Genomic DNA, 16,645 nt, shown 5'->3' on the forward strand with positions numbered 1-16,645 from the left:
ATACCAATTGAGTTTAATAACATGGTAGTCTTAAGAATATTGGTTCTTGTATCATTTGTTTTGCAGATGAAATTCTCTGCTGCGCAAACCGATTCTTCTGCGAGGGAGTTCCCTTTCTATTTTCAGTCCGGATTTACCCGGCATTTTCAATTAAACACCAACAGGCTTGCAGATTCCATCAACCGGATGAAAGTAAAGTTACAGCAACTGGATCCGGCCGATACCGCAAGATTTCGCCTGACAATCGGGATTGCTATTCCGTATATCGAAATCAATAACGATTCCAGCCTGAAATATGCCCTGCTTGCTAAAAAGGAGGCGCAACGTTTCAAAATGCCGGCTTTTGAAGGGCAGGCTAATGATTTCCTTGGTGCGGTATACATCCGGCTTGGCAATAGCACTTTAGCATTGCAGCATCTCATCGAAGCCAGGAATTATTTCCAGAAAGTGAACAGGAAAGCATCACAGATGATTGTGATTGGACGTAACCTGGGAGATCTGTATGCAAAGGAAGGTGATACGCTTCTGGCCAAAGAGAATTATTTCAATGCGCTTTCCATCGAACCAAAAATAAGCAGCGAATTTCAGTTTCGAAGTTGGGTGCTGACGGGTTTGGGCGAAATCTATTTGCATTCTGGGCAGCTCGATTCAGCATTGTACTATACAAATGAATCTATTGCAATTTCAGACAGGAACGAATTAATTATTCTCAGGAAGTATACTGCGCAGGCTTTGCACAATCTCGGATTGATTAAATTAAAGAAGGGAGACACGGTGGCTGCTTTCAACATTATGCAGCGAGGGCTGGAAGCTGCGTACAGGCATAATAATTACCAGATCACAGGCGAAATATTTTTGTCCATAGCTGAAATCTATGCAGCCCGGCATATATCTGACTCCGCGTTTACTTTTTACCAGGCGGCATACGAAGTGGCGAGTGAAATGAGGATATCCGATCTTTTGGGTAAATCCAGCCTCAGGCTGAAAGAATACTATAAAGCCAAAGGAAATATTGATAGTGCACTCTACTATGCTGAAAAAGTGTTGGGAGCATCTGTTTTGAGCAGAGATATTGAAAAAGCAAAACAAACACAGACGCTCACATTTAAAGAGAGTTTAAAGGAACAACAACGCCGTAATGAAGTGGCCAGGTCGCGCGCACGAACGATTTACATTTCTCTTGCTACTATTTTAGCTGTGGTTCTCATTTCCGGTATATTTCTGTACAGGAGTTACAAAAAACAAAGGGCGGCAAATCTGACATTACAGAAACAAAAACAGGAAATCCAGGAAACGTTGGAATTGCTTCGCTCCACCCAAAAACAATTGATACAGGCCGAAAAAATGGCATCCCTCGGCGAGCTTACCACGGGCATTGCACATGAGATTCAGAATCCGTTGAATTTTATTAATAATTTTTCTGAAGTAAATAGAGAGCTGATCTCAGACTTAAATATAGAAATTGAAAAAGGAAATTATGACGAAGTGAAAATCATCGCTGCAGACATTTCTGAAAACGAAATGAAAATCAATCACCACGGCAAACGTGCAGATACAATTGTAAAAGGCATGCTGCAACATTCCCGGAAGAGTGAAGGAACAAAGGAGCCGACAGATATCAATGCCTTATGTGATGAGTACATTAGGCTTGCCTCCCATGGTTTGCTTGCAAAGGATAAGACATTTAATACAACCATTAAAACGGATTTCGACCCCGCTGCCGGCAAAATCAATATCATTCCTCAGGATATTGGGAGGGTGTTGTTAAACCTGTTTAACAATGCATTTTATGCAGTGAAAGAGAAACAGAAAGAGAATGAAGAACATTCGGAGGAAAAGGATAAGCTGGTGAAAGTATATGAGCCGACAGTTTCAGTGCGCACAAGAAAAGACGCTGACAAAATAAAAGTCACGGTAAGTGATAACGGCAATGGAATTCCTGGTAAAGTGATTGATAAAATATTTCAACCGTTTTTTACAACAAAGCCCACGGGCCAGGGAACAGGGCTGGGGTTGAGTCTGGCGTATGATATAGTCAAGGCACATGGAGGTGATTTATTGGTGGAAACCACGCCAGGCATGGGAAGCAGCTTTATTATCGAGTTGCCTGTTCAAAAAAACGACTAAAGATGCTTCAATGAAATTTTGGATCGCTGCGTTTCTTTTACACTTTTTGACATTGACCGTATGGGCACAGGACAATGACATCGAAAAACTGAAGAAAGCGGTTGCCCGAAGAAGTAGTGATACGGTTGAATTAAAGGCCTTGCAATTACTTTCCAGTGCATATTCCCAAAGCAATGATTTAGATTCCGCATTCAAATATGCAATACTGGCTCTTCCCTTGGAAAGGCGATTCGGCCATATATTAACAGAGGATACCATCCGGGTTTTCTGGTTGATGTCTATAGGGATAGTGTGTCGCTTTTCAGAGTATCCTGACTCGGCAATATATTTTGGATTGAAAGCGTATGACCTTGCCCGAAAGCTCCGGTTCAAAAGAGGTGAAGGTTATGTACGCTGCAGCCTCGGTGAAGATTACAGACTGCTGGGGGATTTTCCCGAATCACTGGAACATCTGTTTGCAGCATTGCAGATCAGCAGGGAGATAAAGGATAAGCACCTGGAACAGGAATGTTTCGATTTTATTGGAACAGCCTATGTAGACCTTGGCGACAGCAGGCAGGCACTTCAGTATCTGTTCGCAGCAAAGGAACTGGATAAGCCTGTGCAGCTTGAGCGCATGGCCGGTTTCCGGCTGTCCAATATCGGCGAAGCATACGCGAAAATGCAAATGGCCGATTCTGCCTTATATTACCATGAACAAGCACAGGCTGCTCATGCGAGAGGTGAGACCAGCGGTGAATTAGCATCGGTAACCGCATTAAAATCTTTGGTTTTCCTGCGAATGGGAAGCGTACAGGAGGAAAAGGGGAATTATGAAAAAGCTTTGCATTATTACAAAGCCTCTGCAGATTTAAATCAGGTTGTTCATTTGGGAACAACTCAGTTTTTGCGCGCCCGCCTCTTTCACAAACTCAATCAACCCGACTCGAGTCTTCAGTATGCCCGCATTGCTTTTGTTAATAACAGGAGGTCTTTACAGAAAATCTGGCTCCTTCAAAACAGTAAGTTGCTGACAACGCTTTACAAGGAACAGAACAAAAATGATAGCGCTTTATACTACCAGGATATTGCCATTTCGATAGCTGATAGTGTTTATGGACCGGAAAGAATGCAGCGTTTGCAATTGCTTACGGTAAGTTTAAAAGAGAAGGAACAAAAAGATCAGTTGGAAAAAGAAGGGTTTGAAAACAGGATAAGAATGTTGTTATTATTGTCTGCCCTTACTGTTTGTATATTGATAGCATTTTTGCTGTATCGGAATAACCGAACCAAACAGAGGTCGAATATAATACTTGAGAAAACACTTAAAGAACTCCGATCAACTCAGGCCCAGCTGATTCAATCGGAAAAAATGGCAAGTCTTGGTGAGCTTACGGCCGGTATTGCACACGAAATTCAGAACCCGCTGAATTTTGTAAATAATTTTTCCGAAATCAATAAGGACCTGCTGAATGAAATGAAAAAAGAAATTGATGCGGGAAGTTTTTCAGAAGCAAAAGACATCGCAGGTGATATTATCTCAAATGAAGAAAAGATAAATTACCATGGCAAGAGAGCTGATGCAATAGTAAAAGGAATGCTGCAACATTCAAGAAAGAGTGAAGGAGCAAAGGAACCAACAGATATCAATGCATTGGCAGATGAATACTTTAGACTCGCTTATCATGGGTTTCGGGCGAAGGATAAATCATTTAACGCAAAACTCGAAACCGATTTTGATCCTGCTGTCGGAAAAATAAATGTTGTTCCCCAGGACATAGGCAGAGTGTTGCTGAATGTGATTAATAATGCATTCTATGCGGTTTGGGAAAAAGAGAAAGAGAACCAGGATCAAAAGCTTCCCTATGAGCCACAGGTGTTGGTTATCACCAAAAAGAAAGGCGAAACGTTTTCAATAACAGTAAAGGACAATGGTACTGGCATACCACAAAATATTGTCGACAAGATCTTTCAGCCTTTTTTTACGACAAAGCCGACGGGTCAGGGAACGGGATTGGGTTTGTCACTGGCTTATGATATAGTGAAAGCACATGGAGGTGAAATAAATGTAAACAGTTACCCGGGTGAAGGTACTGAATTGGTCATCTTAATTCCGGTGTAGATAACGATCCGGAGCTAAACTTTGCCAGATGAAACTCGACTCATCTATACCGAATAAGCTTACAGATTAACTGAAAGTATATGCGCATTGCAATTTTATTCACTTTGGTTGTGCTTTTACTGACTAAGACAGCGAACAGTCAGGCACCTTCGCCGGAGGAATCTGGAGACACTGTATTGTTAAACCCAGTTCTACAAAAACTTGGAAAATTTTTTTTCAGAAATCCGGATTCAGCACTTCATTATGCAACCCTTGTTTACGATATCGGTGTGAAAATGAAAAATTATCCTGTCACAAGTTTTGGTTTGCAGATGATGGGTGAAGCATATACGTTCAAAGGTGAATTTCCCCGCGCAATAAGAGCTAAACTGGAAGCGAAAAAGCTAAACACGATTCACAACGACAAATGGCGCGAAGCTTACACCAATACTTTTATCGGATATACCTATATAAATCTGGGAGATTACCAGCAGGCATTGAAATGTTTGCTTCCGGCCAGGACGGAGCTGGTGAAAGCTGCAAACGACTGGATATTTATGGGCTTTAATTCGTCAAACATAGGGTACTGCTATACCATGCTGGATATGCCGGATTCTGCTTCGTTCTATAACAGAGAGTCAATACGTTTACTTGATCTTGGCAATGAAAGCCAATACTTGAAAAGTAGTTTGAGAAATCTAATTTACGACCGCTTAGGCCAGGTATTGGTCAGTCAGGGCAAACTTGAAGAGGCCATCAGCAACTACCGCATGCTCATAGAAAGTGGTTCGGCGGATAGTTCATTATTCAGTGATCATGTTACTGGTCAGCTGAGACTAGCGCGGATTTATGTTCGATTAAACAGCGATGACTCCGCCTTGTTGTATGCCAGTAGAGCGCTGGAGAACAGTTACAAGGAAAGTCAATCCCTCGGTATTTTGCAAGCTGCATCATTAGCAGCATCTATCTATAAAAAAAGGGGAAATTCGGATAGTTCACTGCACTATCTCACGATTGCTAATGCGTTGAACGATTCTATTTATGGTGTGAAAGACTTCAGTGAGCTTCAGTTGCTAGCTTTAAAGGATCAACAGGATCAACAGGATCTGATAGCTGAGAAAACTGCAATACGGAACACTCTTAGTATTTCTCTTGTGGCTGTCGTGGCTGTGGCACTTCTCGTCATCACACTGATTCTTCGTCGGAATAATAAAGTGAAACTGAATGTTAACAGGCAATTGGAATTGCAGAAAACAAATCTTGAGAGCACGCTAAAGGAGCTCAGATCAACCCAGGCCCAGCTGATTCAATCCGAAAAAATGGCATCACTCGGTGAACTCACTGCCGGCATTGCACATGAGATACAAAACCCGCTGAATTTTGTAAATAATTTTTCCGAAATCAATAAGGACCTGCTGAATGAAATGAAAAAGGAAATTGATGCGGGAAGTTTTTCAGAAGCAAAAGACATCGCAGGTGATATTATCTCAAATGAAGAAAAGATAAATTACCATGGCAAGAGAGCTGATGCAATAGTAAAAGGAATGCTGCAACATTCTAGAAAGAGTGAAGGAACAAAGGAGCCAACAGATATCAATGCATTGGCAGATGAATACTTTAGACTCGCTTATCATGGGTTTCGGGCGAAGGACAAATCATTTAACGCTAAACTCGAAACCGATTTTGATCCTGCAATTGGCAGGATTAATATTGTTCCGCAGGACATGGGTCGTGTGCTTTTAAATGTAATTAACAATGCACTTTTTGCAGTGCAGGAGAAACAGATGAAGAAGCAGAATCAGGAAAAACCCTATGAACCGACAGTTGCTGTTTCCACAAAAAAGGAAGGTGAAAAGATATCAATAACGGTTACGGATAATGGCAGTGGCATACCGAAGGACATTATTGACAAAATCTTTCAGCCGTTCTTCACCCCCAGGCCTGCAGGGCAGGGAACGGGATTAGGGTTGTCACTGGCTTATGATATTGTAAAAGCGCATGGAGGAGAAATATTCGTCAGGAACCTCCCCGGTCAAGGAGCTGAATTTGTCATCACATTCCATACAAATTCATGAAACCATCCTACTCTCCGCAATAACTTGTCCGGACTTCTTTCGCCTTGCCTTGTAAACTCTACTTTATTTTCCGCCTCTTTAAATCCTGTATTTCCGCTTTGACCTGTAAGCTCCATAGCTACATTCTTTAGTTTAGGGGCGCCGTTGAAAAATGCGAATCCTGTCCGATATTGAATTAAAATGGAATTTTGGTGTCAGCGTCTGGGCGCATTTTAGAGTCAAAGCGTGAAATGCCTTGTACCTGGTCGACTTTGGATTTCGGTTTAGACTTCGCATCCTACTATTCCGGATTTCAGCAAAATGCAGCATTTCAACGAACAACGACCAACGACCAACGAAGAACGAACAACGAACAACGATGAACACCAACTCTCAACTTAAAACTCCAATTACTTCAGGTCCGCTTTTCCGCACTTCAGGACTTCATAACAATGCTTCGGGAAATAATACCCCATTTAAAGCGTCACGCCACTGTTTTTCATGCATCATTTGTATGTGCAATGATATCTAATGAGCAGGATAAAGACTCTGCATAAGACCAATTTCTTGCCTGGATTTATTTCAATGCTCAGCCACCGCATTGAGAATTCAGGTGTGGAGAAAACAAAAAAACATTTTCATTTTTTCTGACTTCGATCCGGGATGAAATAGAAAGAACACAGCGATCAGCATGTTTGCCGTGCTCCCACTTCATCATTTTCAGTTTTCGAAGTCAGCATTCTTTACCTCAATATTTTCAAAAAAATTTAGTATGAAGTATGTACTAATGCTAGCTGCCATTTTGCTTATTGGCTTTACCTCAGCATTTTCGCAAACGGTTATTACGGGCCGGGTTATTGATGCAAGGGACAGTACTGCAGCCCTGGGAGTTTCGGTCGGTGTTAAAGGAACCAATCTGGGCACGACTACCGACGGTAATGGCGCGTTCCGGCTTTCCGTACCAGCAGATGCGAAAACACTTGTTTTCAGCAGTGCTGAATTCATTACGCGGGAGATAAATATTAATCCAGATCGAACAGACTATTCTGTGATGCTCGAGAGGACATCTACTGCATTGCAGGAAGTGGTGGTGTCCGTAGCCTATGGGGAACAAAACAGGAAAAAAATAACTGGAGCAGTTGGGAAATTACAGGGGAACGCCGTAGCCAATATTCCCATGCCCACGGTAGAGCAGATGCTGCAAGGTAAAATTGCCGGACTTCAATCTGTATCTCCTTCCGGTCAGCCGGGTTCATTCCAGCAGATCCGCATTCGTGGTATTGGATCCATTAATGCTTCTGCTGAGCCATTGTATGTGATCGATGGTGTTCCGGTAAATTCCGGTGATGTTTCGGGGCTGACCAATTCCAGTAACCTTCTCGCTACCATCAACGCAAACGATATCGAAAGTATATCAGTTTTAAAAGATGCTGCATCGGCATCCATTTATGGTTCAAGAGCAGCGAACGGTGTTATACTGATCACCACAAAAAAAGGACGCGCGGGTAAAGCTGTTGTACGCGTGGATGCTGAATTTGGTAAAAATGACATTGCATTTTTACCTGATGCCGCGGTACCGCTAAACAGGGAACAATTTAAAGAACTGACTACTGAAGGCGTACTTAATATCGGCGGTTCTCCCGCCGATGCTGAAGATGTCCTGAACAGTTTGGGATACAACACCACCGCAAATTACGACTGGCTTGACCTGGTGAAACGACAAGGACAACAGCAGCAGATCAATGCCTCCGTGTCAGGCGGAGATGCAAAAACAACATTCTATCTATCGGGTGGATACTTCAAACAAATGAGTGTAGTCATCGGCTCTGATTTTAAAAGATACTCTGCTCAGCTTTCGTTAAAGCATAATGTCGACAAACATTTTTCCGTAGGAACCAACATCAATATTTCCACATTCAGACAAACGGGAGAAACGGAAAGTGGATTTTTCAGAAATCCAATGCTTGCAGCAATGGCTTTGTTACCCACCCAGGAAGCATTTAATGCCGATGGTTCACCCAATTATGATCCGACAGTGTTTTACCAGATATTTAATCCGCTGGCAATACAGCAATATGATCGCCAGCAGAACAATACTCTTAAAGGACTGGGTTCAGTGTTTGCAGAATATAAAATACTTCCAAACCTGAAATTAAGCTCACGGTATGGGGTAGACTATAACAACATTGAAGAAATATTTTACAATAATCCTTTTTTCGGTGATGCGGCAACTGCGGATCCTGGAACATCAGGCGCTTTTTATAACAATTACACCCGTCTGTACAATTGGGTCTGGACCAACCTCGTCGATTATAATTTCAAAGCATGGAATGATAAACTCGACGGCTCTGTCACTGCTGGTTACGAAGCGCAAAAATCAAAAGCTTATGTACAGGCAGCCAATGGAACAGGAGTTCCGCAAACCACCTTACTCAGGTATCCTTCTGTGGCAACACCGATATCTGTTGGTGTGAGCGGATCTGACTATGCGTTTACATCTTTGTTGTCAAAAGCACAGATCGGTTATCTCGATAAATATATTCTTTCAGGTAGCATCCGTCGCGATGGATCATCGCGTTTTGGATCTGATACACGTTACGGAACTTTCTGGAGTGTCGGTGCCGCATGGAATGTTGACCAGGAAAATTTTTTACAGGGTATCAAATTTTTATCAGCACTCAAGTTACGTGCTTCCTATGGTGTTAATGGTAATGCGGGTATCGGCAACTACGACTCACGCGCATTGTATTCTTTTAATGGTTCCTATAACGGACTGCCAGCAAGCGTTCCGGGAAGTGTAGGTAATCCCGGATTGACATGGGAACAGAACAAGCCATTTGACATCGGACTGGAAGCAGGAGTTTTCAAGAACCGGGTAACAGTAGAGTTGGACTGGTATATCCGTAAAACAGAAAGGCTGCTCCTGGATGAACCACTTTCGCAAACCAGCGGATTTAATTCATTCAAGAACAATATCGGCGCAATGGAAAACAAAGGATTTGAAATTACACTGAACGCGATACCTGTGCAAACCAGAAACTTCACCTGGCAGATCGGCTTTAATGCAGCATGGAACAAGAATAAAATTACCAAATTACGTGATGGTGTAAACGAAATTATCAATGATCCTTATATCCAGCAGGTGGGTAAAGACGTACAATCAATTTATACTTACCTGTGGGCGGGAGCAAATCCTGAAACCGGTGATCCGGAATGGTATACTGATGCGTCGAAAGGAAGCAGGACAAGTGATTTCGGAGCAGCAGAACGTGCTATTTACGGCAGCCTTTCACCCAAAGGTTTCGGAGGAGTGAACACATCGCTTACTTATAAGTTTGTTTCCCTGAGTGCGCAGCTGAATTATCAGTATGGAAATTATGTGTTTGACTCATGGGCATTTCTTTTTCTTGGTGATGGAGCTTTTGGTAGTCTCAATCAATATACAAAGCAATTACAGCGGTGGCAGAAACCTGGAGATGTTACCACGGTGCCCAGGTATGATTTTTTCAATTCAACAGGATCAAATATTAATTCAACCAGGTATTTCAATAAAGGAGATTATCTCCGTTTAAGGAATGTCACTTTAAGTGTTGATCTTCCACAGAACATTATCAGCAAACTACACCTGACGAAACTGAGTTTATATGTGCGCGGCACCAACCTCTGGACGAAAGCATTTGATGATCAGATAACCATCGACCCGGAGCAACCGATCAACGGTACAAGCGATATACAGTTTTATATTCCTAAATCAGTAACGTTCGGAGTAAATATTCAATTATGAGAACGGGAAATTTCATCTTAAAAAGAAAAGACATGAAAGCTCAGAATAAAATTTTTAATATCGTTGCCAGCGTGCTGATCCTGGTTATTTTTTCCGTTTCCTGCAGTAAGGATTTTTTGGAACTGGAGCCATATAGTGATGTTTCTGCAGACATAGCCATTTCCAATGAAGCCGATATGGGTGCCGCACTGAATGGAGCCTATGGAACCCTGAGGAACAGTAATCTTTTCGGAAGGACACTGCCTTTATTTGGAGACCTGATTGCCGACAATGTATATATCAGTGCCATCAACAGTAACCGCTATCTTGATTTTTTCCAGGTAAACTATACGGTGAACAATACCAATGCATCAGCCATATGGCAGAACGCATATACGACTATCCTTCGTGCGAATAATATCATCAATAGCGAACTTGCCAGTTCCGGGAAGGTAGATCAGTACCGCGCTGAGGCCAGGGCAATCCGGGCATTGATGTATTTTGAATTGGTAAAACATTATGCAAAACCTTACCAGGTGGATCCATCAGGTTTAGGTGTTCCGATTGTTCTTACTTACGATCCGAAATTGAAACCGGAAAGAAACAGCATCGCTGAAGTGTATGCACAAATTGAAGACGATCTTTCAAAAGCAATTCCGGATTTATCGGTTGATAATTCTTCAGGTTTTTTCACCAGCTACGCAGCAAAGGCTTTGCTTGCACGTTTGTACCTGTTTAAGCATGAATGGTCAAAGGCACTGACCACAAGCCAGGATATCATCGATAATTCGGGATTCACACTGGTACCGGCACAAGGTGTTGTAGATTTCTGGAAACGAAACACACCAAGAACAGATAAGGTTGAAGTGTTATTTGAAGTTGCTTTTGATGCGGTGCAGAATGCCGGCATTGATGCGCTGGATTATTTTTACGATCAGCAAGGTTATGGAGATGCATTGGCCGCAGACGCATTCTATGTAATGTTTTCTGCCACTGATGTACGTCGGCAGCTTTTTCTCACCAGCAGTCCTATTCGCGGCGATGTGAAAGTGGTAAACAAATATCCCAACAGCAGCAGTGCTGATCCCGATGAGTTTAAAGTACTGCGGTTGTCCGAGGTTTATCTTACTGCAGCTGAAGCTGCATTTCAGTCCGGAAACGAATCGCTTGCATTGGATTATCTCAATGAGCTTGTAGCTGAACGTGATCCCGCTTTTGCAGGATATAGTTCATCCGGCCAGGCCTTGTTCAATGATATACTCACAGAACGAAGGAAAGAACTTGCTTTTGAAGGTCAGCGTTACTGGGATCTTGCGCGGTATAATCTTCCGGTGAACCGTATCAACATGTCAGCGAATTATCCCGGCAATGTCCCACTGACAATTGCAGCTGATAATTTCCGTAGAATTTTACCGATCCCGCAAACGGAACTGGATGCAAACCCCAATATACGTGATCAGCAAAATCCGGGGTATTGAGGAAAGACGAAAAGTTATAAGTTTTAGGTGTTAGGGTATAAGTTAACCTAAGCAAGAGCCAGATTCATTTCTCGTTGATACAGCAGGTTCGTTCATGCTCCGGAAGGAGCATCCTGTTTGCAGCCGCCCGAAGGGCGGGTATGTAGATGGGTAGGAAATAGCCTGAAAGAGAAAAGTTTTAGGTATTAGGTTATAAGCTAACCTAAGCAATAGCCAGATTCATCTCTCGTTGCGTCAACAGGTTCGTTCATGCTCCGGAAGAAGCATCCTGTTTGTAGCCGGATGCATTTGGCTATTGCTTAGGCTAACTTAAAACCTAACTCTTAAAACCTATAAACTTTCTTTTTATTCTTACCTTTCTGTACACTCCCGTTGTATGTTTCGAAATTCAATATTGCTGCTATTTGCCTGCCTTTGCGTGTTACCTGTGTGTGCACAGAAGGCGATAAAAGAAAATATGTCGGCTGCTGCACAAAAGTTCCTGGCAGCCCTTTCCGCTGACCAGAAACAGAAAGTACAATTTGCTTTTACTGATGATGAAAGATTTCATTGGCATTATGTACCGATGGACAGGAAAGGCATTCCCTTGAGAGAGTTGAGCACAACTCAACGCGAAGCGGGGTTAGCATTACTGCGTATCGCGTTGAGTGATTCCGGTTATGGAAAAACAATCTCTATCGTGCAGTTGGAGAATGTGCTTCGCGAAGTGGAGGGCAGATCCGCAAATGATGATTACCGTCATCCGGGGAAATATTATTTCTCCCTCTTCGGAAATCCTTCAGCAGATAACATCTGGGGCTGGCGTTTTGAAGGTCACCACGTCGCCTTTAATTTTTCATCCAGAAACGGGAAACTGTTTTCAGGAACCCCGTCATTTCTTGGATCAAATCCGGGTATTGTATTATCTGGTCCTGAAAAAGGAAAACAGATACTTAAAAGTGAAACGGAAACGGGACTGGCGCTGGTGAGATCCCTGGATGCCAGTCAGCAATTAAAAGCAGTGATTCAAACCAAGGCCCCTGCAGAAATCGTCACCGGGAACAGTCGCATTGCCATGATCAGCGATCCTAAAGGAATTTTGTATAGCGAACTTTCATCGTCTCAACAAAAACTACTTCTTGAATTATTAAGCATCTATATCCAACGATATACAAAAGCGCTCGCTTTGGCAATGATGGGCGACATCGAAAAGGCCGGACTCAGTAATCTCCGTTTTGCATGGGCGGGTGAATTAGCTACCGGTCCCGGCCACCCGCATTATTATCGCATCCACGGCCCGACGATTATAATCGAATATGATAACACGCAAAACAATGCCAACCATGTGCATACCGTAGTCCGTGATCTGAAAAATGATTTCGGAGGCGATGAACTATTGACGCATTACAAACACGAGAAACATTGACGTTCCACGTTCAACGCTGGCCGATGTCGTTGATATATGCTGTAAAGATTACAACCCTGCTATTGTTACGAATAGCTCCAGCCACTGAGGCCCAGGTTTAGCTTTCTGCGTTTAACCTTTGGTTTTGATCGATTATACGCGGATATGTATTTTTTTGAAAACAGAGTTGTAGCTTAGATATGAAAAGATCAGTGGAAATTTCAAATCAAAACGGTGCATAGTGTCTGTTCATTTCAACATAGCAATAACAAAAGAGATTTTGGAGCAATCAAAAAATTGCGGCCACCAGTCTCCTGAAAACGGAACCCACTGCGCAATCGCCATTGCATTAAAAGATATATTTCCTGATGTGTATGTTGCGGCGGATTGTATGTACCCATTTGGGAATGCCGATGACGAATGTAAAAAAGTATCTATACCTCTTCCCCCGATAGCCCGGCAATTCGCCAAATTATTTGACGGATTCTATCTGACACCCGGCCTTCGTCTTCTGCTCCCGGCCTTCGAATTTCCTATCGAGATTCATGATGAGGTGATCAACATGATTAATATTGATGATTTGCATGGAGTGATTAATTCCTCGTCATTCAGGGTGGAGGAAATAAGTGTACAACAATGCCACAGATAATAAATTTGATTCCCACTAATTCGGCTTATTTTCCAATTTCATGTTAGCGGTCAGGTCAGTGATTTCGCAATCGTTTATGTCTGTTATGAGAAAGTTCCTTTTCCTTTTATGCCTTTTCCCGGCCTTGTATGCGACCTCACAATATAAAGTGCGGTTTATTTTAAATGAAAATACAGCCATTCCCCACGACAGCATTTACATAACTGGCACCTTCAATAACTGGGATTCTACTGCGAATAATAAGTACCTGATGCAACCGCTGGGAAATCGTCAATATGGCATAACGCTCGATTTGCCGGCAGGTGATATGAGGTATAAATTTCATCGCGGGAGCTGGCTCAGTGTGGAAAAAGAACTGGACGGTAACGAGGTGTTTGATCGTAATGTCAAAATTAATTCTGATACTACGTTAACTGCCAGGGTGGATAACTGGAGGGACCAGTTATTTGTTGATAAGAAACTCAAGTTGCAGCGCGAAACATCAGATACCGGTCGCGTGAAATTACTGGATGCCATTGCCAGGAATTACGGCTTCTTTTCTGAGTTTTTCAATATCGATTCCGCACAATATTATGCACAGGAAACCCTGAAATTGTACCAGGAGATCAGTGCATCTGATGAAACCAGTTTATGGGAAGACCTGGGATCATCGCGGGAAGTGTTGGCTAATTTATTCAGCTCGCTGGGCAACTATCCGAGGGCGTTAGAGCTACGCTTTGAGAATCTGCGCGTGGCGGAAAAAAGAAATGATCCGTTATATCTAGCTGATGCGTTCCGATCTATATCCAATACCTACCTTTCTATAAAAGATTATCCAAACGCACTCAGGTATGCACGACTTAGTTATACCACACTGAAGTCACTGCCACCAGATACAGAGGCTTACCAGCATATGAAATGGCTCTCTGATTACCAGTTGGCCGAATGCTTTTACGGATTGAATGATCTTGATTCTTCGCTGTTTTATATATCCCAGCCTGTCAATGGTAACTTACTCACGGCAACCTCCGGAATGGCTTTTAAATCGTTGTTGCTGGGTGATATCTACCGGTCAAAAAATCAACCGGACTCCGCTTTCAGAAATTACAGGAATGCAATTTTCTACAATGCTTCTGTGTACTCAGCCGTCGTTAATGGTATGTCGCTGCTGGGTATTTCAAAGTTATTCCGCAATGCAGGGCAGCCGGATTCAGCCATTGCATATGCACGATCTGCATTCTCGGTATATGAGAATAATTTATCTAATCTGCAGAGCTGGGGCGAGAACAAAGATGCATATGTAGCTGAAGTGGTGTTTACTCTATCAGAAATGTACAAAGCCGGAGGCCAGCCAGACAGTGCATACAAGTATCTGCAAATGGCAACGGTGCTGAAGGATAGTCTTTACAATAATGAAAAGCTCCGCCAGTTTCAGGTCCTTGACTTTAATGAAACGGCACGTGTACAGCAACTCGAGCAACAGGAAAGAATCACAGCAGAGCGATATCGCAACCGTATAAAAATTTATGGACTGATCGGTGGCCTCGTTGCGTTTTTGGTAATTGCGTTTGTTCTTTACCGTAATAACCGTCAAAAACAACAATCCAACCAGGAACTGACCGAACAAAAAGGCAAACTGGAAGAAACACTGCAGGAATTGAAATCGACGCAGGCACAATTGATCCAGAGCGAAAAAATGGCTGGTCTTGGTGAACTTACCGCAGGCATTGCACATGAAATTCAGAACCCTTTGAATTTTGTAAACAATTTTTCTGAAGTCAATATTGAAATGGTGGACGAACTGCAGGCTGAGCTACGATCGGGAAATATGGAGGAAGCGCTTGCGATCTCAAACGATATCAAGGACAATTCACTGAAAATAAATCATCATGGCAGGCGGGCTGATTCGATCGTAAAAGGAATGTTGCAGCACACTAGGATCAGTACCGGGCAAAAAGAATTGACGGATATCAACACACTTTGCGACGAATATTTCAGGTTGGCATACCATGGTCTCCGCGCAAAGGATAAAAGTTTCAACGCAACATTAAAAGCGGAGTTTGAAAACAACCTCCAGCTGGTAAATATTGTGCCGCAGGATATAGGCCGCGTGATTCTTAATCTGTTAAACAATGCTTTCTATTCCGTTAATGTTAAATCGAGGCAGCATATTCCTGGTTATGAACCCACAGTCACATTATCTACAAAAAATACCGGAAAAGGTGTCGAAATCATTGTAAAAGACAACGGTAATGGCATTCCCGATGATCTTATCGATAAAATATTTCAGCCTTTTTTCACTACAAAACCGACAGGGCAGGGTACAGGCCTCGGCCTGTCTTTGTCTTATGATATTGTCAAAGCCCATGGTGGTGATATCAAAGTGAGAAGTACCGAAGCCCTGGGTACTGAATTTACCGTGATATTGAATCCAGGCACTTAAGTTATTCAGTAGAATTTTCCCTACCCGATTTTGTCATCAGCGTCTGATAAGAATTGATATTCAATACAGAGCCGCTTTTTTATAAGAAGAAAAAATGAATTTTCTCTACCGTTAAAAAACCCGGTGCAAAACGACCTGGAAGCATAATTTTTAAATTATTATTAATGCCCCCGGCTGGAAAATTGATAGTATCTTCGGCGGGTTGTTGTAATAGGATTTCATTCATTTAATAGCAATAGCTAACTGATATGAAAATTTTGGTTGTTGATGATGAGCACGATGTAAAAACGTTATTTGAGCAACGTTTTCGCAGAGAAATAAGAAACCAGGAGATGAATTTTGCATTTGCACATTCTGGTAAGGATGCGCTTACTTATCTCGACGAGCATAAGGATGAAAATCTTTTAATTTTATCCGACATCAACATGCCAGGAATGAGCGGGCTTGAGCTGCTGGCAGAAATTAAACGCACATACCAGACACCGCCACCCGTTGTGATGATGATCACTGCATATGGTGATGCAGAGAATTACAATACAGCGATAAATCTGGGCGCAGATGATTTCCTGACGAAACCGGTAGACTTTGCTTTGCTGAAAGAAAAACTCAAACCTGCTTCCTAGCTCATCCATTATTTTGTCAGCTAAACAGTTGTCGTCTGCAATGTATTTATTCGGAATAGCATTGC

The 16,645-nt window shown here is 42.5% G+C and carries 9 protein-coding genes; all 9 read left to right on the forward strand.

Features of this window, described 5'->3' with window-relative positions; all coding sequences use genetic code 11:
* Nucleotides 1–66: 66 nt before the first annotated feature.
* The 9 genes from P2W82_RS17120 (at nucleotide 67) to P2W82_RS17160 (ending at nucleotide 16,580) form a co-directional block, all read left to right on the forward strand.
* Nucleotides 67–2,127: an ATP-binding protein gene (locus tag P2W82_RS17120; RefSeq protein WP_336517139.1), complete on the forward strand. Its 2,061-nt coding sequence runs from the start codon at nucleotides 67–69 to the stop codon at nucleotides 2,125–2,127.
* Entirely contained in the window at nucleotides 2,045–4,228 is a 2,184-nt protein-coding gene (locus P2W82_RS17125) for a tetratricopeptide repeat-containing sensor histidine kinase (protein ID WP_336517140.1), read from the forward strand. Before P2W82_RS17120 ends, P2W82_RS17125 begins: the two co-directional genes overlap by 83 nt.
* Before the next feature lie 80 nt (nucleotides 4,229–4,308).
* On the forward strand, nucleotides 4,309–6,282 hold the full coding sequence (locus tag P2W82_RS17130) for a tetratricopeptide repeat-containing sensor histidine kinase (protein WP_336517141.1): 1,974 nt from the start codon (nucleotides 4,309–4,311) through the stop codon (nucleotides 6,280–6,282).
* Nucleotides 6,283–7,033: 751 nt separating this feature from the next.
* Nucleotides 7,034–10,045 carry a SusC/RagA family TonB-linked outer membrane protein gene (locus tag P2W82_RS17135; RefSeq protein WP_336517142.1) on the forward strand — a complete coding sequence of 1,004 codons (3,012 nt, stop codon included), beginning with the start codon at nucleotides 7,034–7,036 and terminating at the stop codon, nucleotides 10,043–10,045.
* Nucleotides 10,042–11,502, forward strand: coding sequence for a RagB/SusD family nutrient uptake outer membrane protein (locus P2W82_RS17140; RefSeq protein ID WP_336517143.1), 1,461 nt, complete (start codon nucleotides 10,042–10,044; stop codon nucleotides 11,500–11,502). The genes P2W82_RS17135 and P2W82_RS17140 overlap by 4 nt, the downstream gene beginning before the upstream one ends.
* Nucleotides 11,503–11,878: 376 nt before the next feature.
* Nucleotides 11,879–12,907: a DUF3500 domain-containing protein gene (locus P2W82_RS17145; protein ID WP_336517144.1), complete on the forward strand. Its 1,029-nt coding sequence runs from the start codon at nucleotides 11,879–11,881 to the stop codon at nucleotides 12,905–12,907.
* 259 nt (nucleotides 12,908–13,166) lie between these two features.
* Entirely contained in the window at nucleotides 13,167–13,535 is a 369-nt protein-coding gene (locus tag P2W82_RS17150) for a hypothetical protein (RefSeq protein WP_336517145.1), read from the forward strand.
* Nucleotides 13,536–13,620: 85 nt separating this feature from the next.
* Complete coding sequence (locus P2W82_RS17155; RefSeq protein ID WP_336517146.1) at nucleotides 13,621–15,957, forward strand: ATP-binding protein; 2,337 nt, start codon at nucleotides 13,621–13,623, stop codon at nucleotides 15,955–15,957.
* A gap of 248 nt (nucleotides 15,958–16,205) precedes the next feature.
* A complete protein-coding gene (locus P2W82_RS17160; RefSeq protein WP_336517147.1) occupies nucleotides 16,206–16,580 on the forward strand; it encodes a response regulator in 375 nt (124 codons plus the stop codon).
* Nucleotides 16,581–16,645: the final 65 nt, after the last annotated feature.

Origin of the sequence: Pollutibacter soli, assembly GCA_029269725.1 — a bacterium.
Taxonomy (GTDB): Bacteria; Bacteroidota; Bacteroidia; order Chitinophagales; family Chitinophagaceae; genus Pollutibacter; species Pollutibacter soli.